The sequence below is a fragment of the Streptomyces sp. NBC_01276 genome (assembly GCF_041435355.1).
Lineage (GTDB): Bacteria > Actinomycetota > Actinomycetes > Streptomycetales > Streptomycetaceae > Streptomyces.
Window position 1 is genome coordinate 2,915,676 of the sequence record NZ_CP108442.1, and the last position, 25,647, is coordinate 2,941,322.

Here is a 25,647-nt window from a genome sequence, read left to right on the forward strand (position 1 = left end):
CGGCAGGGGCCTACGGCGCCTTCGTGCCCTCGGCGGCCGGGGCGGCGGTGGCCGCGGCCGGCTCGGGGGCCTCCTGGAAGTCGACCCGGCCCATGTGCCGGCTCATGGACTTCATCAGGCCCCACACGCCGAGGGCGAGGGCGGCGAACACGATGAAGCCCAGGAGTCCGGGGGTCACCTTGTTCTTGTCGAAGGTGTCGGCGGCCAGCGGAAGGAGCTGGGTGACTGCTGCCTGCGTAGCGCTCATAGCTACGCATTCTCCCGGATGCCCGCGAAGAGGTCGGACTCGGGGAGGGAAGTGTCGACGAGCGACTTCGCCAGCTCGTACTCCTCGGTGGGCCAGACCTCCTTCTGGATCTCCATGGGAACGCGGAACCAGCCGCCGTCGGGGTCGATCTGCGTGGCGTGCGCGATGAGCGCCTTGTCACGGATCTCGAAGAAGTCGGCGCAGGGCACGTGGGTGGTCAGGGTCCGCTCCTTGCGCTCGAACTCCTTCCACCGCTCCAGCCACTCGCCGTAGGGGGATTCCAGGCCGCGCGAGAGGAGGGCCTCGTGCAGGGCGATGGTGCGCGGCTTGTTGAAGCCCTGGTTGTAGTAGAGCTTCTGCGGCTGGTGGGCGGCGCCGTACTCGGCCTCCGGGAACTTCTCGGTGTCGGCCGCGCCGTCGAAGGCGACCATCGTGACCTTGTGGGTCATGATGTGGTCGGGGTGGGGGTAGCCGCCGTTCTCGTCGTACGTGGTGATGACCTGCGGCTTGAAGGCGCGGATCTTCTTCACCAGCTCACCGGCGGCCTCCTCGACGTCCGCGAGCGCGAAGCAGCCCTCGGGCAGCGGCGGCAGCGGGTCGCCCTCGGGCAGGCCGGAGTCGACGTAGCCGAGCCACTCCTGCTCGATGCCGAGGATCTCGCGGGCCTCGTCCATCTCCTTGGCGCGGACCTCGTGGATGTTCTCCTCGATGTACTTGTCCCCCTGGAGCTTGGGGTTCAGCACGGAGCCGCGCTCACCACCGGTGCAGGTCACCACCAGCACGGGGACGCCCTCGGACACGTACTTGGCCATCGTGGCCGCGCCCTTGCTCGACTCGTCGTCGGGGTGGGCGTGGACGGCCATCAGTCGAAGCTGCTCGGTCAAGACAGGATCCTCTGTGATTCGGCGCGACAGACAACTTCTATAGTGACCGAATCGGGGGACGGAAAATTCCAGGGTGCCTCAGCCCTCCCCAGCGAGAGGAACGATCATGAGCGCGGTGCGCGAAGGGCTCCCGGAGGGCCGGTACGGCCGGTCGGCGGACGAGCGTGCGGACCGGAAGCTCAAGGTCGTCGGGTCGGTGCTCGGTGTCGGGCTGCTGGCCGCCGTCGGGTGGATCGGCTGGGACTACGTCGGCGGGCAGTCCGTCAGCGCCGAGGTGATCAAGTTCCAGATCGTGTCGGACTCCGAGGTCAAGGTGCACCTGGAGGTCCGCAAGGAGGCCTCGGTCACCGGCGTCTGCACCCTCATCTCCCAGGACAAGGAGCACGGCGAGGTGGGCCGGGCGGACTTCACCTTCGCGCAGCGCGACAGCCGGGTGGACGAGCTGGTCACGCTGAAGACCACCGGCCGGGCCACGATGATCGAGCTCGTCGGCTGCCAGGCGACGGCCTCCGCCGGCTGAACCGGTCCCGCACCGACCCGCACCGACCCGCGACGCCCGGCGGAAGCCCGGCGGAAGCCCGGGGCATGATCACGTACATGTCTAGCATGTACACGCCATCCCCCGTGCCCTGTCGAGCCGACGGAAGAACTTCATGCGCTTCAAGCGGATCCTGACCGCGACCGCAGCCCTCGCCCCCCTCGTGGCCCTCACCGCCGCCTGCGAGGACCCCGCCAAGGCGGGGCCGGCGTCCACGCCTCCCGCCGCGACCGCCGGAGCCCCGGCCCCGAGCGCTCCCGGCGCCACCGGCCCCGCGCCGGCCTCACTGGCCGAGGCGCAGGCCTACCTCCAGAAGTTCACCTCCTGCGAGCGGCTGGGCACGGGCCCGGACGACACCCGGCTGCCGGCCACGGACGACACGAAGGACGGCGACTGGGCCGTCACCGGCCGCGGCGCCTGCACGGACGTCAAGCGGCACGGCGACATCATCATCTACCTGGTCTCGGACATGAAGACCTTCCAGCAGGCCTACTACGACCACACCCAGAAGGAGATGCGCGGGGGCAACGGCTCCTTCGGCGTCTTCAGCCGGGTGATCGTCGGCAAGGGCTTCGTGGCCGTCCCCACCAAGACCAGGACCGCCGTGGACCTCGTCAACTCCGACCTGCGCATCCTGACCTGCAACCCGGGCTTCGCCGTGCCGGCCGGCTACAAGAGCGAGAAGCCCCTGGTCGACTACTGCGTGCTCACCGACTTCGTCAACAGCAAGGACGGTGAGGGCAGCCAGAACCTGGAGGTCCCGCACGACCCCTCCACCGAGGGGCCCGAGAAGCCCGGCCAGCCGGCCACCGGAAGTCTGGGACTGGCGAGCGCCGGCAGCCTCGCCGAGCTGAAGAAGCTCGTCAGCCCGCACACCGTCGACTGCACGGAGATGACCGTCACCGACGAACACGTCGAGTCGATCGACTACCAGCCGGTCGTGCAGGGCGACGACCCCCGCACCTGGGGCGTCAGGGAGCGGGCGGTCTGCGGACAGCTCGGCGGGGCGCAGCGCGCGCACAACCTGAACTGGCTGGACACCGTCGGTGACATGAAGGCCCTCCAGAGCAAGGCCAAGGCGGCCCAGCTGGCCGACCTGGCGGACGACGGACGGCTGAGGCTGACCGCGAGCAAGCTGCTGGTGGGGACGAACGTCGCCGTGGAGACCAACAGCAAGGAGGTGCGGTTCGGGCTCTACCAGTTGCAGTTCCTGTACCTGAACTGCGAGACCGGCTTCACCGCCCCCGCGGGCTACCGGCTGGAGAAGTCGCAGGTCGAGGGCTGCGTCCTGACGAACTTCGAGCGCTGACCGAAGGCGGCGCGGACTCGCCGCGGCGACGGGTCCGCGCCGCGTGCGCCGCGCCCGGGGAGAGCACGTCCCTCGGGACGTTCAGGGGGGTGCGCGACCCGTGCCGCGCCGGTGGTGGGGCCCGGGACTCCGCACGCGCTCACCGGCCGCAATGACACACTTCATACACAGGGTGTCCTCCCCCTTTTCTTCCCGAATTGTTAGGCTCGTGGTTTCGCCCGCCGCTGGCGGCTTTGTAGTCCCCTGTACCGACGAGGAGCACCCGTGACCCAGACGAGCGAGAGCGTCACCTGGCTGACCCAGGCGGCGTACGACCAGCTGAAGGCCGAGCTGGACTACCTCTCTGGTCCTGCCCGCACGGAGATCGCGATGAAGATCGCGGCCGCCCGGGAAGAGGGGGACCTCCGGGAGAACGGCGGTTACCACGCGGCCAAGGAGGAGCAGGGCAAGCAGGAGCTCCGCGTCCGGCAGCTCACCCAGCTCCTGGAGAACGCGAAGGTCGGCACCGCGCCCGCCGCGGAGGGCGTGGTCGCCCCCGGCACGCTGGTGACGATCGCGTTCGACGGCGACGAGGACGACACGCTGGAGTTCCTGCTGGCCTCCCGCGAGTACGCGTCCTCGGACTTCGAGACCTACTCCCCGCAGTCCCCGCTGGGCAGCGGTGTGCTGGGCAAGAAGGTCGGCGAGGACGCCGAGTACGAGCTCCCGAACGGCAAGAAGGCCGCGGTCAGGATCCTGGCCGTCAAGCCCTTCACCGGCTGATCCCGCCCCTGCACGCACACGAGCCCCCCGCGGACCTGGTCCGCGGGGGGCTCTCGCGCGTACGGGGCCGTGTCTCAGGCGGTCGCCGAGCGGTACTTGCGGACCGCGAGGGTGCGGAACACCACGACGATGAGCACCGACCACAGGACCGACGCGAGGACCGGGTGCTGCATGGGCCAGGCGTCGGGGACCGGGTAGCCCTCGGGGAGGTTGCCGAACAGTTCGCGGGCCGCCTGGACGGTCGCGCTGAAGGGGTTCCACTCCGCGATGTGCCGCAGGAAGGGCGGCATGTTGTCGGAGGGGACGAAGGCGTTCGAGATGAACGTGAGCGGGAACAGCCAGATCAGCCCGCCCGAGGTGGCCGCCTCCGGGGTGCGCACCGACAGGCCGATCAGGGCGCCGATCCAGGAGAAGGCGTAGCCGAGCAGGAGCAGCAGGGCGAAGCCGGAGATCACCTCGACGAAGCCCGTGTGGGTGCGCCAGCCGACGAGCAGGGCCACGACCGCCAGGACGACCAGGGTGAGGGAGGTCTGGACGAGGTCGGCGAGGGTGCGGCCGGTCAGCACCGCGCCACGGGCCATGGGCAGGGAGCGGAAGCGGTCGATGAGGCCCTTGTGCATGTCGTCCGCGATGCCGGCGCCCGCGCCGGCGGTGGCGAAGGTGACGGTCTGGGCGAAGATGCCGGCCATCAGGAACTCGCGGTAGGCGGCCGGTGAGGTGCTGCCGCCGACGGCGATGGAGCCGCCGAAGACGTAGCTGAACAGGACGACGAACATCACCGGCTGGATGACGCCGAAGATGATCATCTCGGGGATCCGGGACATCCGGATGAGGTTCCGCTTGGCGATCACCAGGGAGTCGCGCACGCTCCGGACGGCGCCACCGCGGGGGCGGGGGGACACGGGTTCCGCGGCCCGGGAGGTGATGGTCACTTCGCCGCCTCCTTGCGGGCGCCCGCGGCCCCGGCGGCGCCGCCGGTGGCGGCGTCCTCGTCCGCGGCCAGCTCGGCCGCGTGGCCGGTGAGGGAGATGAAGACGTCGTCCAGGGTGGGGCGGCGCAGACCGATGTCGTCGATCTCGATGCCCCGGGCGTCCAGCTCGCGGATGACCTCGGCGAGCAGTTTGGCGCCGCCCGAGACCGGGACGGTGAGCTTGCGCGTGTGCTCCTCGACCGTGGCCTCTCCCTTGCCGAAGCCGGCGAGGACGGCGCGCGCGGTGGCGATGTGGTCGCGTTCGTGGACGACGACCTCCACCCGCTCGCCGCCCGTCTGGGCCTTGAGCTGGTCGGAGGTGCCCCGGGCGATGACCTTGCCGCTGTCGACCACGGCGATGTCGTGGGCGAGGCGGTCGGCCTCTTCCAGGTACTGGGTGGTGAGCAGCAGGGTGGTGCCGCCGGCGACGAGTTCCTCGATGACGTCCCACAGGGCCTGCCGGTTGCGGGGGTCGAGGCCGGTGGTCGGCTCGTCCATGAACATCACGGGCGGGCGCACGACGAGGGCGGCGGCGAGGTCGAGGCGCCTGCGCATGCCGCCGGAGTAGGTCTTGGCGGTGCGGTCGGCGGCGTCGGCGAGGTTGAAGCGCTCCAGGAGTTCGGCGGCGCGGGCCTTCGCCGCCTTGCCCGTCATCTGGTAGAGCCGGCCGACCATCTGGAGGTTCTCGCGGCCGGTGAGGTACTCGTCGACGGCGGCGAACTGGCCGGAGAGGCCTATGGAGCGGCGGACCTCGTCGGGGTGCTTGAGGACGTCGATCCCCGCGACGAGGGCCCGGCCGTGGTCGGGCTGGAGGAGGGTGGTCAGGACGCGGACGGTCGTGGTCTTGCCGGCGCCGTTGGGGCCGAGGAGCCCCAGCACGGTGCCTTCGGGGACATCGAGGTCCACGCCGTCCAGAGCCCGTACGTCGCCGAAGGTCTTGACCAGGCCTTCGGCGTAAATGGCGCCTGGCATATGGATGCTCCCAGAGTGAATCGGGCCGTTGGGCGCGGCAGAATCGGGGCGTTCCTACGCGAATGCAAGGTGTGCCGGGCAGCGTCGTCCGGCACGACCGCACCGTATCGCGTCATATCGCGTTGCGCCATGGCTGTGAACGTTCCTCCGTGCCCCGCCCGCGGCCCCGGGGGCCCGCACCCCCGCGCCCCCGCCCGTCAGCCGACGACCGTGTAGCCCGCGCCGTGCAGGGTGCGGGCGACCTGCGTGCAGTGCTCGGGCCCCTTCGTCTCCAGGTGCAGCTCCACCTCGACCTCGGTGAGCCCCAGGCGCGGGTCGGTACGTACGTGGCTGACGTCCAGGACGTTGGCGTCCACCGTGGTCAGCACCCCCAGCAGGCCCGCCAGGGCACCCGGCCGGTCGCTCACGCGCAGCCGCAGCGACAGGTACCGCCCGGCCGCCGCCATCCCGAACCGCAGGATCCGCTGGAGCAGCAGCGGGTCGATGTTGCCGCCGGACAGGACGGCGACGACCGGGCCGCCCCCGTAGCGTTCGGGCTCGCTCAGCAGGGCGGCCACCGGAGCGCAGCCGGCCGGCTCGACGACCAGCTTGGCCCGCTCCAGGCAGAGCAGCAGGGCCGAGGAGAGGGCGTCCTCCGACACCGTCCGCACGTCGTCCAGCAGCTCCCCGATGATCGCGAAGGGGACGTCGCCGGGGCGGCCGACCTTGATGCCGTCCGCCATCGTCGTCGGGTTGTCGATGGACACCGGGTGCCCGGCCCGGAGCGAGGGCGGGTAGGCGGCCGCCCCCGCCGCCTGCACCCCGATGACCTTCACGTCCGGGCGCAGCGCCTTGACCGCGACGGCGACTCCGGCGGCGAGCCCGCCGCCGCCGATGCCGACGAGGATCGTGCGCACCTCGGGGCACTGCTCCAGGATCTCCAGGCCCACCGTGCCCTGGCCCGCGATGACGTCGCGGTGGTCGAAGGGGTGGATGAACACCGCCCCGGTGCGGTCCGCGTACTCCTGCGCCGCGGCGAGGGTCTCGTCGACGACCTGGCCGTGCAGGCGCACCTCCGCGCCGTACTCCTCGGTCGCGGCCACCTTCGGCAGCGGGGCGCCGACGGGCATGAACACCGTGGAGCGGACCCCGAGCAGGGAGGAGGCGAGGGCCACGCCCTGCGCGTGGTTGCCCGCGCTGGCGGCGACGACGCCCGCCGCGCGCTGTTCGGGGCGCAGGCCCGCGATGCGCACGTACGCCCCGCGCAGTTTGAAGGAGCCGGTCCGCTGGAGGTTCTCGCACTTGAGGTGGACCGGGGACCCGGTGAGGGCCGACAGGTGCCGGCTGCCCTCCATCGCCGTCACCCGGGAGACGCCCGAGAGCATCTTCTGGGCACCCCTGACGTCGTCGAGGATGACCTGCGGGACGGGCTGGGGCACGCGGTAGTTCATGCCGCCAGTCTCGCAGCCCGCGGACATCCCGGCGCATGGGCGAAATCTCGCCATCCGGGACGACCGCGGGGCGCCCGGAGCCGTGGGCCGTATCAGTTCTCGTACGCGGCGTACGAGCCGCCGTACAGCCGGTTACTCTGTCCCCCAGCCTTGTCGGACCCAGCGAAGAGAGCCCACGGCCATGCCCTCCATCCCGGCCAGTTCCGACCTGCCCGCGGCGGCCGAAGCGCCCGCCGGATCCGGTCTCCTCGACGCGCTCCAGCACCAGGTGGCCGTCTTCGCCCGGCGGGCCGAGCAGACCCGCCTCGGCGGTGTCGGCCAGGCCCGCAACTCGATGGACCGGGCCGCGTACCTGCTGCTGAACCGGCTCGACCTGGAGGGCCCGATGGGCGTGAAGGCGCTGGCGGGCGGGATGGGCATCGACTCGTCCACCGTGACCCGGCAGGTCGCCCCGCTCGTCGACACCGGCCTGGTCAAGCGGACCTCGCACCCCGAGGACGGCCGGGCCGTCGTGCTCGCGCTGTCGGCGCGGGGCCTGGCGCGGCTGGAGGAGGTCCGCTCCTCGCGGCGCGAGCTGATGGCGCGGGTGACCGAGGGGTGGGCGGAGGAGGAGCGCGAGGCGTTCACGACGCTGCTGACCCGCTTCAACCTGTCGCTGTCCGAGCTGATGGCCGCGGCGGCCGAGGGCGGCCCGGCCTCCTGAGCCGACGCCCGCGCACCGGCGGGGCCGCCCCCGCGGCGCACTCCCCGATCCGGCGGCGTCCGACCCCTTGACCGGGGTGGTGGCACCGGCCCCACCATGGGTGCCGTGGACCGGCGTTCAGGGCGCGACCCGGAGTTCGAGGCCTTCGTCGCGGGCGCGGCGGGGCGGCTCCTGCACGTCGCGGTCCTGCTGACGGCCGAACCCCTGTCGGGAGCACCGGCGGGGGCGCCCGGCGGGGCATCGGCCGGGGCGCCCGCGGGCGCGTCCACGGCGGCGCCCGCCGCGCGCCGGATCCTGGCCGGGGCGCTGGCGCGTACGTACGCGCACTGGGAGCGGCTGCGCGGCGACGACCCGTACGACCACACCCGCCAGGAGCTGTGCGCGGCCTACGCCCGCACCGCCCGGCGGCTGCCCCCGGGCACCGGGGTGCTCGCCCGGCTGAACCCGCTGGAGCGGCTCGTCCTGGTGATGCGGGTCTACGAGGGTGTCGCCGAGGAAGTCACGGCCGCGCAGCTGGGCCTGACGCCGGAGCGGGTCGAGGCCGTCTGCAACCGGGCGGTGGCCACCATGCGCGCCCCCGCACAGGAGGCCGCATGAGCCCCCTCGACCGTAAGGAAGCCCAGGTCAGGGCGTTGCTGGAGGGGCCGCACCCCGCGGTACCGGCCGGTCTGGCGGCGGCCGCGGCGGCCCACGGCCGGCGGATGCTGCGCCGCCGCCGGGCGCTGCGCCGGTTCGGCTGGGCGGTGCTCTGCGCGGCGGCGCTGGCCTTCACGGTGTGGGCGGCGCTCACGCACCCCTGGGTCACGCCGCCCGCCGACGTGTCGCCGCCCCTGGAGGGCTGGTAGGCCTCCGGGGGCGGCGGGGGACGGCGGTCCCGGGGCCGGGGCCCCGGGGGACCTAGCCCAGGGCCTGGGTGAGGTCCGCGATGAGGTCGTCGGCGTTCTCGATGCCGACGGAGACGCGGATCAGGTCCGCCGGGACCTCCAGGGCCGAGCCGGCCACCGAGGCGTGGGTCATCCGGCCCGGGTGCTCGATGAGGGACTCGACGCCGCCGAGGGACTCGGCGAGGGTGAAGATCCTGGTCCGGCCGCAGACCGCCACGGCCTCCTCCTCGCCGCCGGCGACCTGGAAGGAGACCATGCCGCCGAAGTTGCGCATCTGCTTGGCGGCGATCTCGTGGCCCGGGTGCTCGGGCAGGCCCGGGTAGAGGACCTTGGTGACCTTCGGGTGGCGCTTGAGCACCTCGACGATCTTCGCTGCGTTCTCCGCGTGCCGGTCCATGCGCACGGCGAGGGTCTTGATGCCGCGCAGCACGACCCAGGAGTCGAAGGGCCCGGCGACCGCGCCCATCGCGTTCTGGTGGTAGGCGAGTTCCTCGCCGAGGGCCTCGTCGGCGGTGACGAGCGCGCCGCCGACGACGTCGGAGTGGCCGCCCATGTACTTGGTCAGCGAGTGCACGACCACGTCGGCGCCGAGCGCGAGGGGCTGCTGGAGGTAGGGGGACGCGAAGGTGTTGTCCACGACCAGCCTGGCGCCCGCCGAGCGCGCGATGCCGGCGATCATCTCGATGTCGGTGATGCCGAGCAGCGGGTTCGAGGGGGTCTCGACCCAGATGAGCTTGGTCTTCGGGGTCAGGGCCGCCCGCACGGAGTCCGCGTCGGAGGTGTCGGCCACCGACCACTCCACGCCCCAGCGGGAGACGACCTTCGCGAAGAGGCGGAAGGTGCCGCCGTAGGCGTCGTTGGGGATGACCACGTGGTCGCCCGGGGAGAGCAGCGTGCGCAGCAGGCAGTCCTCGGCGGCGAGCCCGGACGCGAAGGCGAGGCCGCGCCGGCCGCCCTCCAGCGCCGCGAGGTTCTCCTCCAGCGCGGTACGGGTGGGGTTGCCGCTGCGGCTGTACTCGTAGCCTTCGCGCAGTCCGCCCACACCGTCCTGCTTGTACGTGGACACCTGGTAGATCGGGGGCACGACCGCGCCGGTCCGCGGGTCCGCCGTGTTGCCCGCGTGGATCGCGCGGGTCTCGAAGCTCTGGTGCTCGTGGCTGTCGTCGCTCATGGGGCAGATGCTATGCCCCGGCCGGGCCGTGGTCCTCTTCCGGCCTGACGGTGCGCCGACGGGACGCTGACCGCGGCGGGGCCGGGGACATTCGCGTTTGCCCCGCCCGGTCTGGTTCGCTGGAGGGCATGCAGATGATCTGGGTCCTGATGGGGCTCGCCCTGGCCGCGGCCATGACGTTCCAGTTCGTACGGGCCAGGCGCGGCGGTGGCGGCCCGCGGCTGGTCGCGCCCGGCAGCCCCGACGCCGCCGACCCCGCGGACTACGGCTTCGCGCGCCAGGAGGACCTGGACATCCGGGTGCCGGGGCCGGACCGGGACCTGATGGACGCCCTGGAGAACGTCCAGCGCACCGGCAGCTGGAAGGCCGCGTCCGCGCTGCTCGCCGGGACCCCGAAGGACGGCGAACGGCGCTGGCAGCGGGTACAGGCCTTCGGCGGGGCGGCCGCGCTGGAGCTCGTACGGCAGCCCGGGACCGGCGCGGTCTGGCTCAAGGCGTGGCGCCTGGAGCAGGAGAAGGACGCGGGCGGCGCCCAGGTGCACGCGGAGCTGCTGGTGCAGCAGGCGTGGCGGCACTCGGGCGGGGTGGGCTCCGACGACCACCGGATCATCGTGGAGGAGGCCCGCGACGCCTGCCGCAGGGCCGCCCTGCTGGCCCCGGGCGACCCGGTCCCCTTCATCACGGAGCTGGCGGTCGCGCGGGCGCTGGGGTACTCGGAGGCCGAGTTCGACGCGCTGTGGGCGAAGGTGATGGACGTGGCCCCGGCCCACATGGGCGCGCACCTGGCGGCCCTGCAGTACTGGTGCGAGAAGTGGCACGGTTCGCGCGAGAAGGCCGACGCCTTCGCGCACGCGGCGGCGGCCCGCGCGCCGCAGGGCTCGCTCCTGGCGGCGCTCCCGCTCTTCGCGGTGTACGAGCACCTGCCGGACGTGGTCCTCGTGAGCAGCTTCTGGGAGAGCTCGGTCGTCACGCGGGCGGTGGAGGGCGCGCTGTACGCGGTGCACACGGCGCGGCCCGACGACCCGATGCTGGCGCACGTACGGCACCTGCTGCTGCTGTTCCTGGTGAACATGGAGCGGTGGGCGGAGGCGATGGAGCAGGTCCGGCACGTGGACGGCTGCGTGGGCGCCCTGCCGTGGTCGGCCTCGCAGGACCCGGCGGCCTCGTACGCGGTGTGCCGGGCCATGGCGGTGGCCGGCTACGAGGCCAACGGCGGCTCCCCGGCGACGCTCCCCCACTGACGGTCCGCGGAACGGGCCCGGGGGCCGGGAATCCCACCCGGCCCCTGCCCGTTGAGACACGTACAAGGAGGGAATCCCCATGTTCTCGTACCGCCGCACGCCCGAGCTGCCCACCCGCGAGGAGGCCCTGAAGGGCCGCGCCCACGCGCAGTTCTCCCTGCCCGAGCGCCACACGGTCCTCGGCAACCCGCTCGCCGGCCCCTACCCGGCGCACCTGGAGGTCGCCGACTTCGGCCTCGGCTGTTTCTGGGGCGCGGAGCGCAAGTTCTGGCAGACCCCGGGGGTGTGGACCACCCTCGCCGGCTACCAGGGCGGCTTCACCGAGAACCCGGAGTACGAGGAGGTGTGCTCGGGGCAGACCGGCCACACCGAGGTCGTCCGGGTGGTCTTCGACCCGGCGCTGGTCTCCTACGAGACGCTCCTGAAGCTGTTCTGGGAGTCCCACGACCCCACGCAGGGCTTCCGCCAGGGCAACGACGTCGGCACCCAGTACCGCTCGGCGCTCTACACCCACTCCCCCGCCCAGCAGGCCACGGCGGAGGCCTCCCGCGACGCCTACCAGCGGGTCCTCACCTCCTCCGGCTACGGCGAGATCACCACGGCCGTCCTCCCGGCCTCGGACCGCCCCTTCTGGCCGGCGGAGCCGTACCACCAGCAGTACCTCGACAAGAACCCGGCGGGCTACTGCGGCATCGGCGGTACGGGCGTCTCCTGCCCGATCGGCATCGCCGGGGCGCCCGCGGAATGAGCGGCCCCCTCCTCCCCGACCCCGCGCACGAACGGCTGACCCGGCTCTGGCAGGCGCACCGGCCCGCCGGGCCGTGGCTGCCGTGGGACCTGAAGGCGGTGTACCAGGACCGCTGGGTGCGCTTCCACAGCCTGCCCGAGTCGAAGCGGTACGCGCAGGACGAGGCGGAGTACGCGGTCCTCCTCGACCGCTACAACACCGTCCTCGACGAGCTCTTCGGGGGCGGCGAGTGTTACGTGGTGACCACCGACTGGGCCGACCCGGCCGAGCCGACGCAGTGGTCGCACCACCGCCGTGCCCTCCACCCGGAGGGCACGGTGTGGACCACCCTGGACGAAACCGACGACCCGGATCCGGAGTGCCACACCCGCTGGTACTTCTACGCCGACCGGCGCCGCTGGCAGCGCGGCGGCATCGACGCGCTGCTCCGCGCGGCCGCCGACGACAGCCTGCCCGGCGTCTTCGTCACGGACCCGGACCTCACCCGCATCCACCACCCGTACGACGGCGGCGCGGACGTCATCCTCCCCACCCCTGGGGAACGGGACCGGATGCGCGACCGGCACTCCGCCTGGCTGTCCGCACACCCTTCGGGCTACTGAGCCCGCCGGGGCCCGGGGGCCGGACGGGCCCCGGCCCCGGCGATCCGGACGGTGCGTCAGATCGTCGCGGCGTCGATGACGAAGCGGTAGCGGACGTCGCTGGCCAGCACCCGCTCGTACGCCTCGTTGACCTGCTCGGCGGCGATCACCTCGATCTCGGCGCCCAGACCGTGCCCGGCGCAGAAGTCCAGCATCTCCTGGGTCTCGGCGATGCCGCCGATCATCGAGCCGGCGAGGGTCTTGCGGCCGCCGATGACGGAGAACAGGTTCAGCGCGACCGGCTCCTCCGGGGCGCCGACGTTCACGAACGCGCCGCCGACCTTCAGCAGGCGCAGGTACTCGTCCAGCGGGAGCGGCGCCGAGACGGTGGAGAGGATCAGGTCGAAGCTGCCGACGAGCTTCTCGAAGGTGGTCCCGTCGCTCGTCGCGTAGTAGTGGGAGGCGCCCAGCCGCAGGCCGTCCTCCTTCTTGCGCAGGCTCTGCGAGAGGACGGTGACCTCCGCGCCGAGTGCGTTCGCGATCTTCACGCCCATGTGGCCGAGGCCGCCGAGGCCGACGACGGCGACCTTCTTGCCGGGGCCCGCCTGCCAGTGGCGCAGCGGGGAGTAGAGGGTGATGCCGGCGCACAGCAGCGGCGCGGCGACGTCGAGGGCGAGGCCGTCGGGGATGCGGAGGGTGTAGTTCTCGTCGACGACGACGTGGGTGGAGTAACCGCCGTACGTGGGCTCGCCGTTCCTGTCGACGGCGTTGTACGTGCCCGTGATGCCCTCGGCGCAGTACTGCTCCTGGCCGGCGAGGCACTGCTCGCACGCGCGGCAGCTGTCGACGATGCAGCCGACGCCCACCCGGTCCCCGACCGCGAACCTGGTGACGCCCGGGCCGACTTCGGCGACGACGCCGGCGATCTCGTGGCCCGGGACCATGGGGAAGATGCCCTCGCCCCAGCCGTCGCGGGCCTGGTGGATGTCGGAGTGGCAGATGCCGGCGTACTTGATGTCGATGAGGACGTCGTGCTCGCCCACAGGGCGGCGCGGCACGGTGGTGCGCTCCAGCGGGGCCTTGGGGGCGGGGGCGGCGTAGGCGGCGACCTGGGTGACGGACATGGGGGTGCTCTTTCCTCGGACGAGGACGCCGGGCCGGCCCGATCGGCGGGCCGCGGCGTCCGTGCTGCGATGGACGCCACGATGCCGCGCCGCGGGCGGGTGACCCAGCCCCCTGCCGAACCTAGGACCGGTGAACCTACCCCTGGCGGGGTCAGGCTCGGCCCCGCGTCCGGACCCCCCGGCGGGGATAATTTCGGTATGGACCACCTTGATCAGCGTGCCGAACTGGGAGAGTTCCTGCGGACCCGCCGGGCCCGTCTGCGCCCGGAGGACGTGGGCCTGCCCGACTACGGGCGCCACCGCCGGGTACCGGGGCTGCGCCGTGAGGAGCTGGCCCAGCTGGCCGGGGTTTCGGTGGCGTACTACACGCGCCTGGAGCAGGGGCACGGCCAGAACGTGTCCGCCGAGGTGCTGGACGCCATCGCGCGGGCGCTGCGCCTGGACGGCGCGGAGTCGGCGCACCTGAACCACCTGGCGAGCCCGCGGACCCGCAACCGGCGCAGCCGGGCCCGGCGGCCGCAGCAGGTCCGGCCGGGGCTGCGTTCGCTGCTGGAGGCGATGGACGGGGTGCCGGCGTACCTGGTGGGGCGGCGGCAGGACGTCATCGGCTGGAACCCGCTCGCCGCGGCGGTCTTCGGGGACTTCGGGGCGCTGCCGCCGGCCGAGCGGAACCTGGTGCGGCTGGTGTTCCTGGATCCGGCGACGGCGGAGCTGTACGCGGAGTGGGAGTGCAGGGCGTGCGAGGTGGTCAGCAACCTGCGCATGTACGCCGGCCAGTTCCCGGACGACGAGCAGCTCTCGGCGCTGGTGGGTGAGCTGTCGGTGAAGAACGAGGAGTTCCGGCGGCTGTGGGCGGCGCACACGGTGGCGGACAACAAGACGCACGGGGTGAAGCGGCTGCGGCACCCGCTGGTGGGTGAGCTGTCGCTGTCGTTCGAGACGCTGACGCTGCCCGACGACCCGGCGCAGTTCCTGGTGACGTACCACGCAGAGCCGGGCTCGCCCTCGGCGGACGCGTTGCGGATGCTGTCGTCCTGGACTGCGCCGTCGCCGAGCGCCGCCGCGTCGGCGGCGTCCACGTCGGCCACGTCGGCGGCGGCCGAGCAGCCGGGCTGAGGGGCGGGGCGCGGCCGGGCCGGGCCGGCTGCACGCGCCCCGCGTCCCGCGCCCGCCCCGCCGCCCCGCCCCACGCGTCAGAGCTTGAGCTGGAAGAGCCCCGCGTCGCGCTCGTGCCGGTAGCCGAGGGCTTCGTTCACGGCGCGCATCGGGGTGTTCTCGTCGGCCACGGTGGTGCCGACGCGGCGCAGCTCCGGGTGGCGGGCGGCGGCCTCGGCGAGCATCCGCAGCTTGACCGCCCGTCCCAGGCCGTGTCCCCGGTGCGCGGGGACGACGACGGTGTCGTACTGGAGGGCGCGCGGGCCGTGCGGGTCCGGCAGTACGAGCGCGGTGTACGCGGCGACCTCCCCGGCCGGGGTGACGGCCGCGACGACGGTGATGTCCCCGCCCCGGTCCAGGACCAGCTGCTGCGCGGCGTGCACCCGCTCGGGCGTCCAGGTCGGGAACTGCTCGTCGCTGTCGCCGCTCGGGGCGTCCTCCATGGCCGCGTGGGCGACGGCGGTGGCCGGGGCCCAGGCGTCGGGGACCAGGCCGGGCCAGGTCAGGAGCTCGTAGCCGGGAGTGTCGGGGACCTCGGGGGCGGCCTGCGGGAGTTCCTGGACGTACCAGCCGATCGGCAGCACGTTCTCGAAGCCGAGGGACTCGGCGAAGGCCTGGCCGGGGCCGCCGATGTCGGCGACGGTGGCGACGGAGGTGCGGCCCTGCTCCCGCAGTTCCTCACGGATCCGCTGCCACAGGGCCGTGCCCACCCCCCGCCGGCGCGCGTCGGGCCGTACGGTCAGCTCCTCCAGGAACGCGGTGTGCGTGTTGCCCGGTTCGGTGAAGAGCATCAGGGACGCGTGCCCGTCGCCGTCCTCGGTGACCCAGTGGCACAGCCGGCCGCGGACGGGTGTCACGCGCAGCCGCCCGGCGGCCTCCACCCGGGCGGGCGGGGGCAGGCCGGGCAGGGCCGCGGCGTCGGCGGCGTGGGCGGCGACCTGGACCGCCCACCAGGCGTCCACCTCGTCGTCGGTCGGGGGAACGGACAGCATGTGGATCTTCGTCATACCCGGACCCTAGGCCGTGCCCGACCGGTCCGTTCAGGGGTTTTCGGTGATGGTCACCCTGCCGTGCCGGATGGTTGCCAGGCGGGGTGCCCGGCGGGCGAGGGCGCTGTCGTGGGTGACCATCACGAAGGTCAGCCCGTGCTCCTTCCAGAGCCCTTCCAGCAGGTCCATGATCTCGTCGCGCATGGATTCGTCGAGGTTGCCGGTGGGCTCGTCGGCGAGCAGCACCTTGGGCTTCTTGACGAGTGCCCGCGCGATGGCGACGCGCTGCTGCTGGCCGCCGGACATCTCGCCGGGCAGGTGGCCCATCCGCTCGCCCAGCCCCACCGACTCCAGGGCCTCGGCGGCCCGTGCGCGCCGCTCGCCGGCCTTCAGGCCGAGGGGGACGAGGGCCGTCTCGACGTTCTCCTGGGCGGTGAGCGTCGGGATGAGGTTGAAGGACTGGAAGACGAAGCCGATGTTCTCGGCGCGGACCCGGGTCAGGCGGGCCTCGGAGACGGTGGCCAGGTCGAGTCCGTCGAGGACGACCTGTCCCGTCGTGGGCCGGTCGAGCGCGCCGAGCATCTGGAGCAGGGTGGACTTGCCGCCGCCGGTGGGTCCCTGGATGACGAGCCGGCCGCCGTCCTCGATGGTCAGGTCGACGCCGGCGAGCGCGTCGATGGTTTCCTTGCCGCGCCGGTAGCGCTTGGTGACTCCGGTGAGCTGGTACATCTGGTTCCCTCGGTTGCTGTGGAGGTACGCGGCCACGTGCGTGGCCCGTACGGACGGGCGCGGACGGGCGCGCCGGCGTCGGTGGCCGGCGCGGGCCGCCGTGCGGGCTACTCGACGCGGCGCAGGGCGTCCGCGGGCCGCAGCCGGGAGGCGCGCCAGCCGCCGAAGCCGCCCGCGACGAGGCCTCCGGCCACCGCGAGGGCGACGGCCAGGCCGATGGTGGCGAGCGAGACGGGAGCGGTGAGCGCCACGTCCACGGCCTTTCCGGCCGCCTGGCGGGCGGCGCCGCCGAACATCCGGCCTCCGCCGCGCCCCCCGCGGCCGCCGCCCCCGCCCGCGAGCTGCGCGGTGAGGCTGGGGCTGACGGCGGTGATCGCGTAGGCGGCGGCGAGTCCGACGCCGATCCCGAGCACTCCGCCGATCAGGCCGTTGACCAGGGCTTCTCCGGCGACCTGGCGGGTGACGCGGCTGCTCTTCCAGCCGAGCGCCTTGAGGGTGCCGAACTCCCTGACCCGGCGGGAGACGGCGGAGGAGGTGAGCAGGCCGGCGACGAGGAAGGCCGCGGCGAGGACGGCGTACGAGAGCCAGGTGCCGACGGTGGAGGCCAGCGAGGAGGCCGTGGAGAGGGAGCCGGAGACGGTGTCCGCGAGGTCGGCGGAGGTGGTGACCGTGGTGTCGGGGACGTTCTTCTGGATGGCCTGCTTGACGGAGCCGATGGCCTGGGAGTCCTTCGCCTGGACGTAGACCGTGGTGATCTTGTCGGCCGCCCCGGCCAGGGTCTGGGCCTGCTTGAGCGGGACGTAGACGTTGGCGGTGGCGTCGCCGCTGTCGGCGGTGGCGATGCCGATGACCTTGAACGGGGTGTTCTTGATGGTCAGCGTGGCGTCCACGGCGAGCTTGTTCTGGCTCGCGTACGCGCTGTCCACGACGGCGACGGCGGTGTCCGTTTCGCCGGCCTGGAAGGTGCGACCGGAGGTGATCTTGGAGGTGGTGAGCGGGCCGAGCGCGGGGTGCGCCACGTCCGCACCGTAGACGGAGAAGGAGTTGACGTCGAAGTTCGCACCGCCGCCCTCGACCGTCCCGCCCTGGCCGGCGCCCGCGCCGCCCTGGCCGCCCGCCCCGCCGCGGCCGCCGCCGTTGCCGCCGTTGCCGCCGCCCTGGGAGTGCCGCAACTCGCCCCGCTTGAACTGGCCGTTGACCTTCATCACCTGGAGGCTGAGGCCGCCCACCGCCTGCGCGACCCCGTTCTGGCCGGACACCTTGCCGACCGTGGCCGCGTCGAGGGTCTGGAAGCCCTGCGGCATCACGATGTCGTGGCTCTGCTCGGCGTCGGCGTTCGCGTCGCCGTCGCCCTTGGCGTCGAACTGGAAGCGGGGCCTGCCGGGTTGCCCGTTCTCGCCCGGCGGGGTCTGGGCCTTGGTGACGGTCATGTCCGTGCCGAGGCCGTAGAGCGACTGGAGGACCTTGCCCTGGGCGGCGTTCATGCCCGCCGAGACGGAGGTGACCACGATGACGAGGGCGATGCCGAGGGCGAGCCCGGAGGCGACGACGAGCGCGGCCTTCCGGCGGCGGCGCAACTCGCGCCGGAGGTAGGTGAAGAACATGCGGCCGAAATTAGGCGGCACCCCTGATGGCCGGATAAGGCCAGGGTAAGAGTCCCATGAGAAGAAAAGACGGACGGCGGGGAGCCCGTGTGGGGCTTCCCGCCGTCCGTCTCACGCGTCGGACCAGGTCGGTTCGGCTCAGGCCGAGGGACCGGCCTTCCACTCCGCCCAGCTCATGTTCCAGCCGTTGAGGCCGTTGTCGGGCTTGATGGTCTTGTCCGGGGAGTTCGTCACCGTGACCACGTCGCCGATGAGCGAGTTGTCGAAGAACCAGGAACCGGCGGTGTCCGGGTCGTTGGCGCCCTTGGTGTCGTTCAGACCGACACAGCCGTGGCTGGTGTTCACGCTGCCGAAGATCGAGTCCGATCCCCAGTAGTTGCCGTGGATGAAGGTGCCCGACTCGGACAGCCGCATCGCGTGCGGAACGTCCTTGATGTCGTACTCGCCCTTGCCCTCACTGTTCTTGAAGCCGACAGTGGAGCCGTCCATCCGGGTCTCCTTGAACTTCTCGGAGATCACCATCTGACCGTTGTAGGTCGGGTTCTCCGGGGAGCCCGCCGAGATCGGGATGGTCTTGAGGACCTGCCCGTCGCGGGTGACCGTCATCTTCTTGGTCTTCGTGTCGACCGTGGAGACCTGGCTCCGGCCGATCTTGAAGGTGACGGTCTTGTTCTGGACGCCCTGGATGCCGGGAGCACCCTGCACGCCCTCCAGCGCCAGCTTCAGCGTGACGGTGGAGTTCGCCTGCCAGTACTGCTCCGGACGGAAGTCCAGGCGCTGGTTGCCGAACCAGTGGCCGACGACTTCCTGGCCGCTGGTGGAGGAGACCGTGATGGCCGCCTGCACGGCCTTCATGTCCTTGATCGGCTTGTTGAAGGTGATCGACACGGGCATGCCCACGCCGACCGTCTCGCCCTCGTCCGGGATGAACGAGCCGACGTAGCTGTTCTCCGGGGAGACCGTCGTGAAGGAGGTGTTCTCGTGCGCCTCGCGCCCGGCCTCGTCCTTCGCGGTCGCCGCGAGGGTGTACTTCGTCGAGCGCTTCAGCGCGCCGTCCGGCTTCCAGCTCTTGCCGTCGGCGGAGATCTTGCCCGCGACGGCCCCGCCCTCCGTGGACTTGAGCTCGACCTTGGTGAGCTTTCCGTCGCTGACGGTGACGTTCGTGGCGTCGTTCAGGCCGACGTTGGTCGCGCCGCCCTTGGGCGTGATGGCTATTCGGGCCTTGGAGGTGTCCTTGGCCGCCGCGGCGTCCACATCCGCCTGCGACTTGCCCGTGTCCGCGCCGCCCTTTGCCTTCTCGTCGCCCGCGTCGTTACAGGCCGAAAGCATCAGTACGCCACCGAGCACGGCGGACACGGCCACCAGGGACCTTCGCCGCCGCTTGCTGTACGTCCTCACACGTCACTCCATCGTTGCCGGAAACCCCGAGGCTGCATTCCCGGGATCGGGCCGGGCAGGGGAGATCAACCCCCCTGCTCGTCCTGACAACGCGTTACGACGTGGAACGGTTCCACATTCCGTTCGGATGTGTGCAACCCCACGGTCAGGCGTTGTCGGCCTCTTCCTCGAAGTCACCATCTTCCTCGCCCAGGTCCCACTCCAGCGACTCGGGGTCGTATTCGACCGGTTCGCTGCTCCAAGAGGCCTGCGCCAGCTCGACTCCCGCCAGTTCCGCGACCAGGTCGGTGGGGTCCACCAGGTAGGCCAGCGCCTCGCATTCGTCCTCGCGCACGGCCGACTCGGCGTGGCCGCGCTCCTCGTCCGGCATGAACTCGTCGGCCTTGATGTGCCCGAGGGCGGCGCCGATCAGGGCGTCCGAGTCGGACACTTCGAGGACCAAATCCACCCGAAGCCGTACGTATCGTGATGTCTCAGAAGGGTTCATACGACGGAGAGTAAGCCCGCGACAGCCTCGACTTTCCCACGACCCGCCCCTTTCACTAGCATCTGCCCACACGGCCAATTCGCTGCTTCCGCAAGGGGGATCGCACCGTGTCCGCACCTCGACCGCTGCTCACCGCTCTCGGAGCGACCACCCTCCTCGCCGCCCTCTGGTTCGTCCCCTCGGCGAACGCCACGGCGCCCGGACATCCGGCGGGCTCCTCCGGCGCACCCGCCGCCGCCAACACGGGCACCGTCACCGCCGCCGACACCGGCACGGTCACCGCCGCCGACACCGGCACGGTCACCAGTACCGACACAGGTACGGATACGGGCGCCGGCGTCGGCACCGGCACCACCGGCACCGGCACCGGCAGCCTCGCCGGTGTCAGCGAGGCGGAGCCGGCCTCCGTCGTCACCCTCTCGCTCGCCGACACCGGCAGCACCGACACCACCCCGTACGTGGTCGGCGGCACGCTCTGCCTCGGCCTCGGGGCCGGCTTCGTGGCCTTCTCCGTACGCCGCTCCCGCAGCCTGTAGACCGCGCGTACGGCGCCGTACGCGAAAGGGCCGCGCCCCCGGGGATCGGATCCCCGGGGGCGCGGCCCTCGTACGACTGCGGCGGCGGACCCTCGGATCAGGCCAGCGGGCCCGTCACCGGCTCCACGGCCGCCACGAGACCGCCCGCGCGCACGAAGGCGTCGGCGGCGGCCAGGTCGGGGGCGAGGAAACGATCCGGCCCGGGACCCTCCACGCCCGCCTCCCGCGCCGCGGCGATCGCGGCGCGGCTGGCCGGCGCCGGGGTGAGGCCGTGGCGCAGCTCGATGGCCCGGGTGGCCGCGTAGAGCTCGATGGCGATGATCCGGGTCAGGTTGTCGATCGCGGTACGCAGCTTGCGCGCGGCCGACCACCCCATGGAGACGTGGTCCTCCTGCATGGCGGAGGAGGGGATCGAGTCGGCGGAGGCCGGAACGGCCAGCCGCTTCATCTCGCTGACCAGGGCGGCCTGCGTGTACTGGGCGATCATCAGGCCGGAGTCCACACCGGCGTCGTCCGCCAGGAACGGCGGCAGGCCGTGGCTGCGGTTCTTGTCGAGGAGGCGGTCGGTGCGGCGCTCGGCGATGGAGCCGAGGTCGGCGGCGGCGATGGCCAGGAAGTCCAGCACGTAGGCGACGGGCGCGCCGTGGAAGTTGCCGTTGGACTCCACGCGTCCGTCGGGCAGCACCACCGGGTTGTCGACGGCGGAGGCCAGTTCGCGGGAGGCGACCAGGGCGGCGTGCGCCATGGTGTCGCGGCCCGCGCCGGCGACCTGCGGGGCGCAGCGCACGGAGTAGGCGTCCTGGACGCGCGGGGCGGACTCCTCCTGGAAGTGCCCGGTGAGACCGGAGCCCTTGAGCACGGCGGCCATGTTGGCGGCGGAGGCGCCCTGGCCGGGGTGCGGGCGGATGGCGTGCAGCTCGGGCTGGAGCACCTTCTCGGTGCCGAGCAGCGCCTCCAGGGTGAGGGCGGCGGTGATGTCGGCGGACTTGTAGAGCCGGTCGAGGTCGGCGAGGGCCATGACCAGCATGCCGAGCATGCCGTCGGTGCCGTTGAGGAGGGCGAGGCCCTCCTTCTCCCGCAGCTCGACGGGCTCGATGCCGTACTCGGCGAGCAGTTCGCCGGCGGGGCGGACGGTGCCGTCCGGCCCCTCGGCGTCGCCCTCGCCCATCAGCGCGAGCGCGCAGTGCGAAAGGGGGGCCAGGTCGCCGGAGCAGCCGAGGGAGCCGTACTCGTGGACGACGGGGGTGATCCCGGCGTTGAGCACGTCGGCCATGGTCTGGGCGACGGAGGGACGCACCCCGGTGTGCCCGGAGGCCACCGTCTTCAGGCGCAGGAACATCAGGGCGCGCACGACCTCCCGCTCGACGCGCGGGCCCATGCCGGCGGCGTGCGAGCGGACGATGTTGCGCTGGAGCTGCGCGCGCAGCTCGGGGCTGATGTGACGGGAGGCGAGGGCGCCGAACCCGGTGGAGACCCCGTAGACGGGTTCGGGCTTGGCGGCGAGCGCGTCGACGATCTCGCGAGCGCGGGCGAGGGCGTCCAGGGCCTCGCCGGACAGCTCGATCCGCGCGTTGCCTCGGGCGACTGCGATGACGTCCTCGGCGGTGGTCCCGGACGTTCCCACCACGACAGTGTGCATATCCATATTCAGCACCCTACGGACTGAATCCCTTCATGTCACTAGCCAACATTGTCACGATCGCGCCCGCCCGCCGCCCCTTACCCGGAGCGGATCACTGGCGGCCGCGGAAGCGGCGCCGCTCCCCCGGGGCCTCGCGCGCGGCGGCCGCGTCGGCGAGCCGCACCACGGCCGTGTCCCGGCCCGCCACCACCGGCTGCGCCGAGCGCGCGGCCTTCGCCTTGTACTGGGCGGCGTCCGCCAGCCGGAAGAGCCGGCGCGAGGACCTGACCGGCCCGATCGGGTCCCCGGTGGACGCGACCCCGCAGGCCACCCCTTCGCCCAGCTCCAGTTCGGCGGCGCGCACGCACACCTCCTCGGTCACCCGGACCACCTCGTCGGCCGAGGGCCCCACGCTCACCAGGCAGAACTCGTCGCCGCCCAGCCGGGCGACCAGCGTGCCCGCCAGCATGGCCCCGCACAGGCTCAGCACCGAGCCGAACCGCTCCAGCAGCCGGTCGCCCATGGCGTGCCCGAGGGTGTCGTTGACCTTCTTGAGGCCGTTGAGGTCGCAGACGACCAGGCTCACCACCGTTCCGGCGCGCCGGTGTTCCTCCAGGGCCTCGTCGAGCCGCATGTCGACGGCCCGCCGGTTCGCGAGCCCGGTCAGCGGGTCGGTGAAGGCCAGCCTGCGCGCCTCCTCCAGCCGTTCGTTCTGCGCGAGTCCGGCCGCGACCACCGCCGCGAGGACCGCCGCGAACTCGGCGTCGTCGTCGTCGAAGTCGGGCAGCCCCTCGTCCCGGGCGACGTACAGCTCGCCCCAGGCCCGCCCGCTGAGCACGATCGGCGCGACCACGCAGCTGCCGCGCCCGCGCCGGCGCAGGGCCTCGCCCCGGCGGCCCGGCCGGTCGCCGACCGCGCTCTCGACCCAGGCGTGCGGCCCGCCCCCGCCCGCCCAGCGTTCGTGCAGGAACTCGGTGATCTCCGGGAAGTCGTGCACCGGATAGGACTCGTCCTCCGGGAACTCCTCCTCCCCGGCCCGCCGTTCCCCCTCGTTGACGAGCACCCGCAGCCGGCCCCGCTCGCGCTCCCACGCGGAGATGGCGGCGAAGGACCCGTCCATCGCCACCCGTGCGCCCCGGGCGGCGGCCCGGACGCTGTCCCGCGGCGCGCAGGCAGCCGCCATGGCCTGCGCGAGGCCCACGACGGCCCGAAGCCGCCCGTCAACTCCCATCGCCCCAGGTTAGGGGGTTTGTCAGATTTAGTGACAGTTGGCGCGCATTTCCGCAATCATACGGTCACAGCGCGTGACGACGGCGGGCGGGCGAGCGGGGCCCTACTCCCCCGGCCAGTTCGGCTTGCGCTTCTCGTTGAACGCCGCCACGCCCTCGGCCCGGTCCCCGGAGAAGGCCACCGTGCGCCAGGCCGCGTCCTCGATCTCCAGTCCGGCCGCCAGGTCCATCCCGTGACCCAGCCGCAGCGCCCGCTTGGCCGCGCGCAGCCCGACGGGGGAGTTCGCCGCCATCGCCGCCGCCAGCTCCAGGGCCCGCGTACGGTCCTCGCCCGCCGGGGCCAGCGAGTCCACCAGGCCCAGGGAGAGCGCCTCCGCGGCCTCCACCCGCCGGGCCGTGAAGATCAGCTCGGCCGCCCGGGCCGCCCCGACCCGCCGGGGCAGCAGCTGCGTACCGCCGCCGCCGGGGATCACGCCGACCGACACCTCGGGCAGGCCGACCACCGCCGTCTCGTCGGCCACGATCACGTCACAGGCCAGCGCCAGCTCGAAGCCGCCGCCCAGCGCGAAGCCGTGCACCGCGGCGACGGTCGGCATCGGCAGCTCCAGCACGCCGCCGTAGGCCCCCCGGGTGGTGGGCCGCTGCCGCACCAGCTCGGCGTCCGAGAAGGAGTTGCGCTCCTTGAGGTCCGCGCCCACGCAGAAGGCCCGCTCATGGGTGGAGGAGAGCACGACCACCCGTACCGAGGCGTCGGCGGCGAGCGCCGCGCAGGCCGCCCCGATGGACCGCGCCATCTCCGTGGAAACGGCGTTCATCGCCTTGGGCCGGTCCAGCACCAGCTCGGCGACGGCTCCGCCGTCACCATGGCGCCGCACCGCGACGAACTCCCCGTACCGGACCTCGTCCACAGCCACGCCACCCTCTCGGTTAACGAACGTTACCCGGGGATCTTAGGCGTCCTGCGCGTCAGCGACCAGGGCTCCACGACACCGAGACCGCGGACCGGCCGCTGCCACATCGGCTGGAGCGCGAAACGGTACGAGCCGCCGCCCTCCTCGGCCTCGGCGCCCTTCTCCGACTTCGGCGCGGCTCCGGTCCGGCTCAGCTCCTCGGCCATCGCCCCGTCCACCAGCACGGCGTCCTTCGGGGCTATGGAGGTCAGCCGCGAGGCGAGGTTCACGGTCGTGCCGAACACGTCGCCCATCCGGGTCGTCACGGTCCCGAAGGCGATCCCGACCCGCAGCTCCGGCATCTGGGGATCGGCCTCCATCGTCTCGATCAGCCGCAGCGCGATCTCCGCCGCCGTCGCCGAGTCGTCTGCGCAGTACAGCACCTCGTCGCCGAGGGTCTTGATGAGCCGGCCGCCGTGCGCCGCCACCAGGTCCGCGGCCGTGGTCTCGAAGGCCTCGACCAGCTCGCCGAGCTCCTCCTCCTCCAGCCGGCGCGTCAGCCGGGTGAAGCCCACCAGGTCCGCGAATCCCACCGCGAGCCTGCGGTCGACCATCTCCTCGTCGTCCGCGACCTGCACGACCCGGCCGGTGGCGGCCGCGAGCTGGCGGCGCCACACGTAGACGAGGAACTCCTCCAGCTCCGGCAGCAGCAGCTCGACCAGCGGGTACGTCACCTCGGTACGGGTCATGCCGGGCTCGGGCGGCTCCGTCAGGCCCTCCAGGAAGGAATCGATCTGCCACTCCGCCAACCGGGCGGTGGTCTGCCCGGTGGACCGGGCCACCTGCACGGCCATCGGCTCGCTGAGCAGCCCCGCCTCCACGAGACCGGCCAGGCGGCGCAGCGCCAGCACGTCGGCCTCCGTCAGCGCGCGCGCCTGCCCGATGTCCGCGAAGCCCATGGCCCGCCAGAAGCGCGAGGCCAGCTCCATCGACACCCCGGCGCTGCGGGCGGCCTGGAAGGGCGTGTAGCGCCGCTCGGCGCCCAGGATCAGCTGCTCCAGCCGGATCGCGAGCGGGTCGGCCGTGGGCTGGGCGGTGTGGTCCACCTCGTGCATCGGGGTGTGCTGGTCGCGCCCGATCGGCGTCCCGGGCCCCGAGCCGGAGCCGCTCCCCGGGCCCGGACCGGACCCGGACGCGCTGGACGTAGAGTCGTCGACGGTCAAGGGCCGCCTCCTGTCCATTCCGTGCGCACTGCGAAACCGGGTGATCACCGCGGGACCGCGATCGCCTAAACCATACGGCAGGTGTGCCGTAGCTCACTCCCCCACAATTTTGGGGTTCCTCCTCGCCTCCGGGGCGCCGAATGCCGGACGGGGCCTCCCGCACCGGCCCGGATCCGGCCCCGCCGGCGTTCGAGGCGCGGGGATCCGGGGCCGGAGCCCCGG

Annotated in this window: 27 protein-coding genes; 11 read left to right on the forward strand and 16 right to left on the reverse strand. The window is 72.7% G+C overall.

Features of this window, described 5'->3' with window-relative positions:
- Nucleotides 1–10 precede the first annotated feature (10 nt).
- Nucleotides 11–247: a hypothetical protein gene (locus OG295_RS12475; RefSeq protein WP_371676947.1), complete on the reverse strand. Its 237-nt coding sequence runs from the start codon at nucleotides 245–247 to the stop codon at nucleotides 11–13.
- Between the two features lie 2 nt (nucleotides 248–249).
- A complete protein-coding gene (mca, locus tag OG295_RS12480) occupies nucleotides 250–1,131 on the reverse strand; it encodes a mycothiol conjugate amidase Mca (protein WP_356219757.1) in 882 nt (293 codons plus the stop codon).
- Between the two features lie 106 nt (nucleotides 1,132–1,237).
- Between mca and OG295_RS12485 the strand changes: the two genes are divergently transcribed.
- The 3 genes from OG295_RS12485 (at nucleotide 1,238) to greA (ending at nucleotide 3,740) form a co-directional block, all read left to right on the forward strand.
- Complete coding sequence (locus OG295_RS12485; protein ID WP_371676948.1) at nucleotides 1,238–1,651, forward strand: DUF4307 domain-containing protein; 414 nt, start codon at nucleotides 1,238–1,240, stop codon at nucleotides 1,649–1,651.
- A 133-nt stretch (nucleotides 1,652–1,784) separates the two neighbouring features.
- Nucleotides 1,785–2,978: a hypothetical protein gene (locus tag OG295_RS12490; protein ID WP_371676949.1), complete on the forward strand. Its 1,194-nt coding sequence runs from the start codon at nucleotides 1,785–1,787 to the stop codon at nucleotides 2,976–2,978.
- Between the two features lie 264 nt (nucleotides 2,979–3,242).
- Nucleotides 3,243–3,740 carry a transcription elongation factor GreA gene (gene greA, locus OG295_RS12495; protein ID WP_371676950.1) on the forward strand — a complete coding sequence of 166 codons (498 nt, stop codon included), beginning with the start codon at nucleotides 3,243–3,245 and terminating at the stop codon, nucleotides 3,738–3,740.
- A gap of 74 nt (nucleotides 3,741–3,814) precedes the next feature.
- Here the strand turns inward: greA and OG295_RS12500 are convergent, their stop codons facing one another.
- The 3 genes from OG295_RS12500 to ilvA all read right to left on the reverse strand — a co-directional run bounded on the left by OG295_RS12500 (nucleotide 3,815) and on the right by ilvA (nucleotide 7,112).
- Complete coding sequence (locus OG295_RS12500) at nucleotides 3,815–4,672, reverse strand: ABC transporter permease (protein WP_371676951.1); 858 nt, start codon at nucleotides 4,670–4,672, stop codon at nucleotides 3,815–3,817.
- The gene (locus tag OG295_RS12505; protein ID WP_371676952.1) at nucleotides 4,669–5,682 is read right to left on the reverse strand and encodes an ATP-binding cassette domain-containing protein; all 1,014 of its coding nucleotides are present in this window, start codon (nucleotides 5,680–5,682) and stop codon (nucleotides 4,669–4,671) included. The genes OG295_RS12500 and OG295_RS12505 overlap by 4 nt, the downstream gene beginning before the upstream one ends.
- Nucleotides 5,683–5,879: 197 nt before the next feature.
- Nucleotides 5,880–7,112 carry a threonine ammonia-lyase gene (gene ilvA / locus OG295_RS12510; protein ID WP_371676953.1) on the reverse strand — a complete coding sequence of 411 codons (1,233 nt, stop codon included), beginning with the start codon at nucleotides 7,110–7,112 and terminating at the stop codon, nucleotides 5,880–5,882.
- A 181-nt stretch (nucleotides 7,113–7,293) separates the two neighbouring features.
- Here ilvA and OG295_RS12515 point away from each other — a divergent pair, with 181 nt between their 5' ends.
- The 3 genes from OG295_RS12515 (at nucleotide 7,294) to OG295_RS12525 (ending at nucleotide 8,660) form a co-directional block, all read left to right on the forward strand.
- On the forward strand, nucleotides 7,294–7,815 hold the full coding sequence (locus OG295_RS12515; protein ID WP_030231211.1) for a MarR family winged helix-turn-helix transcriptional regulator: 522 nt from the start codon (nucleotides 7,294–7,296) through the stop codon (nucleotides 7,813–7,815).
- Between the two features lie 105 nt (nucleotides 7,816–7,920).
- Complete coding sequence (locus OG295_RS12520; RefSeq protein ID WP_371676954.1) at nucleotides 7,921–8,412, forward strand: sigma factor-like helix-turn-helix DNA-binding protein; 492 nt, start codon at nucleotides 7,921–7,923, stop codon at nucleotides 8,410–8,412.
- On the forward strand, nucleotides 8,409–8,660 hold the full coding sequence (locus OG295_RS12525; RefSeq protein WP_356219778.1) for a hypothetical protein: 252 nt from the start codon (nucleotides 8,409–8,411) through the stop codon (nucleotides 8,658–8,660). Before OG295_RS12520 ends, OG295_RS12525 begins: the two co-directional genes overlap by 4 nt.
- A gap of 52 nt (nucleotides 8,661–8,712) precedes the next feature.
- Here the strand turns inward: OG295_RS12525 and OG295_RS12530 are convergent, their stop codons facing one another.
- Complete coding sequence (locus tag OG295_RS12530) at nucleotides 8,713–9,870, reverse strand: cystathionine gamma-synthase (protein WP_371676955.1); 1,158 nt, start codon at nucleotides 9,868–9,870, stop codon at nucleotides 8,713–8,715.
- A 128-nt stretch (nucleotides 9,871–9,998) separates the two neighbouring features.
- Here OG295_RS12530 and OG295_RS12535 point away from each other — a divergent pair, with 128 nt between their 5' ends.
- The 3 genes from OG295_RS12535 (at nucleotide 9,999) to OG295_RS12545 (ending at nucleotide 12,461) form a co-directional block, all read left to right on the forward strand.
- Complete coding sequence (locus OG295_RS12535; RefSeq protein WP_371676956.1) at nucleotides 9,999–11,111, forward strand: hypothetical protein; 1,113 nt, start codon at nucleotides 9,999–10,001, stop codon at nucleotides 11,109–11,111.
- A gap of 79 nt (nucleotides 11,112–11,190) precedes the next feature.
- Nucleotides 11,191–11,859: a peptide-methionine (S)-S-oxide reductase MsrA gene (gene msrA / locus OG295_RS12540; RefSeq protein ID WP_371676957.1), complete on the forward strand. Its 669-nt coding sequence runs from the start codon at nucleotides 11,191–11,193 to the stop codon at nucleotides 11,857–11,859.
- Complete coding sequence (locus OG295_RS12545) at nucleotides 11,856–12,461, forward strand: hypothetical protein (protein ID WP_371676958.1); 606 nt, start codon at nucleotides 11,856–11,858, stop codon at nucleotides 12,459–12,461. Before msrA ends, OG295_RS12545 begins: the two co-directional genes overlap by 4 nt.
- A gap of 56 nt (nucleotides 12,462–12,517) precedes the next feature.
- On the opposite strand, the gene OG295_RS12550 is transcribed toward OG295_RS12545, so the two are convergent.
- A complete protein-coding gene (locus OG295_RS12550) occupies nucleotides 12,518–13,564 on the reverse strand; it encodes an NAD(P)-dependent alcohol dehydrogenase (protein WP_371676959.1) in 1,047 nt (348 codons plus the stop codon).
- Nucleotides 13,565–13,762: 198 nt separating this feature from the next.
- Here OG295_RS12550 and OG295_RS12555 point away from each other — a divergent pair, with 198 nt between their 5' ends.
- Nucleotides 13,763–14,680: a helix-turn-helix transcriptional regulator gene (locus tag OG295_RS12555; RefSeq protein WP_371676960.1), complete on the forward strand. Its 918-nt coding sequence runs from the start codon at nucleotides 13,763–13,765 to the stop codon at nucleotides 14,678–14,680.
- 77 nt (nucleotides 14,681–14,757) lie between these two features.
- On the opposite strand, the gene OG295_RS12560 is transcribed toward OG295_RS12555, so the two are convergent.
- From OG295_RS12560 to OG295_RS12580, 5 genes are all read right to left on the reverse strand, one after another.
- Complete coding sequence (locus tag OG295_RS12560; protein ID WP_371676961.1) at nucleotides 14,758–15,726, reverse strand: GNAT family N-acetyltransferase; 969 nt, start codon at nucleotides 15,724–15,726, stop codon at nucleotides 14,758–14,760.
- Nucleotides 15,727–15,759: 33 nt separating this feature from the next.
- On the reverse strand, nucleotides 15,760–16,437 hold the full coding sequence (locus OG295_RS12565; RefSeq protein WP_371676963.1) for an ABC transporter ATP-binding protein: 678 nt from the start codon (nucleotides 16,435–16,437) through the stop codon (nucleotides 15,760–15,762).
- Between the two features lie 107 nt (nucleotides 16,438–16,544).
- Nucleotides 16,545–18,041, reverse strand: coding sequence for an ABC transporter permease (locus tag OG295_RS12570; RefSeq protein ID WP_371676964.1), 1,497 nt, complete (start codon nucleotides 18,039–18,041; stop codon nucleotides 16,545–16,547).
- Between the two features lie 138 nt (nucleotides 18,042–18,179).
- Nucleotides 18,180–19,439 (reverse strand): Ig-like domain-containing protein, encoded by a 1,260-nt coding sequence (locus tag OG295_RS12575; RefSeq protein ID WP_371676965.1) that lies wholly within the window; start codon nucleotides 19,437–19,439, stop codon nucleotides 18,180–18,182.
- A gap of 145 nt (nucleotides 19,440–19,584) precedes the next feature.
- Nucleotides 19,585–19,869 (reverse strand): hypothetical protein, encoded by a 285-nt coding sequence (locus tag OG295_RS12580; RefSeq protein WP_371676966.1) that lies wholly within the window; start codon nucleotides 19,867–19,869, stop codon nucleotides 19,585–19,587.
- 164 nt (nucleotides 19,870–20,033) lie between these two features.
- On the opposite strand from OG295_RS12580, the gene OG295_RS12585 reads away from it, so the two are divergent.
- Complete coding sequence (locus OG295_RS12585) at nucleotides 20,034–20,462, forward strand: LPXTG cell wall anchor domain-containing protein (protein ID WP_371676967.1); 429 nt, start codon at nucleotides 20,034–20,036, stop codon at nucleotides 20,460–20,462.
- Between the two features lie 97 nt (nucleotides 20,463–20,559).
- On the opposite strand, the gene hutH is transcribed toward OG295_RS12585, so the two are convergent.
- The 4 genes from hutH to OG295_RS12605 form a co-directional block, all read right to left on the reverse strand.
- Nucleotides 20,560–22,101, reverse strand: a complete 1,542-nt coding sequence (hutH, locus tag OG295_RS12590) for a histidine ammonia-lyase (RefSeq protein ID WP_371681174.1) — start codon at nucleotides 22,099–22,101, stop codon at nucleotides 20,560–20,562.
- A 94-nt stretch (nucleotides 22,102–22,195) separates the two neighbouring features.
- Complete coding sequence (locus OG295_RS12595) at nucleotides 22,196–23,314, reverse strand: diguanylate cyclase domain-containing protein (protein ID WP_371676968.1); 1,119 nt, start codon at nucleotides 23,312–23,314, stop codon at nucleotides 22,196–22,198.
- Nucleotides 23,315–23,416: 102 nt separating this feature from the next.
- Nucleotides 23,417–24,220, reverse strand: a complete 804-nt coding sequence (locus OG295_RS12600; RefSeq protein ID WP_266841825.1) for an enoyl-CoA hydratase-related protein — start codon at nucleotides 24,218–24,220, stop codon at nucleotides 23,417–23,419.
- Nucleotides 24,221–24,249: 29 nt separating this feature from the next.
- Nucleotides 24,250–25,425, reverse strand: a complete 1,176-nt coding sequence (locus tag OG295_RS12605) for an adenylate/guanylate cyclase domain-containing protein (protein WP_371676969.1) — start codon at nucleotides 25,423–25,425, stop codon at nucleotides 24,250–24,252.
- Between the last annotated feature and the right edge of the window lie 222 nt (nucleotides 25,426–25,647).

Bases quoted from the DNA above. Each gene is read 5' to 3' on its own strand.
- OG295_RS12475 (WP_371676947.1), bottom strand. From the start codon at position 247: ATGAGCGCTACGCAGGCAGCAGTCACCCAGCTCCTTCCGCTGGCCGCC.
- OG295_RS12485 (WP_371676948.1), top strand. From the start codon at position 1,238: ATGAGCGCGGTGCGCGAAGGGCTCCCGGAGGGCCGGTACGGCCGGTCG.
- OG295_RS12490 (WP_371676949.1), top strand. From the start codon at position 1,785: ATGCGCTTCAAGCGGATCCTGACCGCGACCGCAGCCCTCGCCCCCCTC.
- OG295_RS12505 (WP_371676952.1), bottom strand. From the start codon at position 5,682: ATGCCAGGCGCCATTTACGCCGAAGGCCTGGTCAAGACCTTCGGCGAC.
- ilvA (WP_371676953.1), bottom strand. From the start codon at position 7,112: ATGAACTACCGCGTGCCCCAGCCCGTCCCGCAGGTCATCCTCGACGAC.
- OG295_RS12515 (WP_030231211.1), top strand. From the start codon at position 7,294: ATGCCCTCCATCCCGGCCAGTTCCGACCTGCCCGCGGCGGCCGAAGCG.
- OG295_RS12525 (WP_356219778.1), top strand. From the start codon at position 8,409: ATGAGCCCCCTCGACCGTAAGGAAGCCCAGGTCAGGGCGTTGCTGGAG.
- OG295_RS12530 (WP_371676955.1), bottom strand. From the start codon at position 9,870: ATGAGCGACGACAGCCACGAGCACCAGAGCTTCGAGACCCGCGCGATC.
- OG295_RS12535 (WP_371676956.1), top strand. From the start codon at position 9,999: ATGCAGATGATCTGGGTCCTGATGGGGCTCGCCCTGGCCGCGGCCATG.
- msrA (WP_371676957.1), top strand. From the start codon at position 11,191: ATGTTCTCGTACCGCCGCACGCCCGAGCTGCCCACCCGCGAGGAGGCC.
- OG295_RS12545 (WP_371676958.1), top strand. From the start codon at position 11,856: ATGAGCGGCCCCCTCCTCCCCGACCCCGCGCACGAACGGCTGACCCGG.
- OG295_RS12550 (WP_371676959.1), bottom strand. From the start codon at position 13,564: ATGTCCGTCACCCAGGTCGCCGCCTACGCCGCCCCCGCCCCCAAGGCC.
- OG295_RS12555 (WP_371676960.1), top strand. From the start codon at position 13,763: ATGGACCACCTTGATCAGCGTGCCGAACTGGGAGAGTTCCTGCGGACC.
- OG295_RS12560 (WP_371676961.1), bottom strand. From the start codon at position 15,726: ATGACGAAGATCCACATGCTGTCCGTTCCCCCGACCGACGACGAGGTG.
- OG295_RS12565 (WP_371676963.1), bottom strand. From the start codon at position 16,437: ATGTACCAGCTCACCGGAGTCACCAAGCGCTACCGGCGCGGCAAGGAA.
- OG295_RS12570 (WP_371676964.1), bottom strand. From the start codon at position 18,041: ATGTTCTTCACCTACCTCCGGCGCGAGTTGCGCCGCCGCCGGAAGGCC.
- hutH (WP_371681174.1), bottom strand. From the start codon at position 22,101: ATGCACACTGTCGTGGTGGGAACGTCCGGGACCACCGCCGAGGACGTC.
- OG295_RS12595 (WP_371676968.1), bottom strand. From the start codon at position 23,314: ATGGGAGTTGACGGGCGGCTTCGGGCCGTCGTGGGCCTCGCGCAGGCC.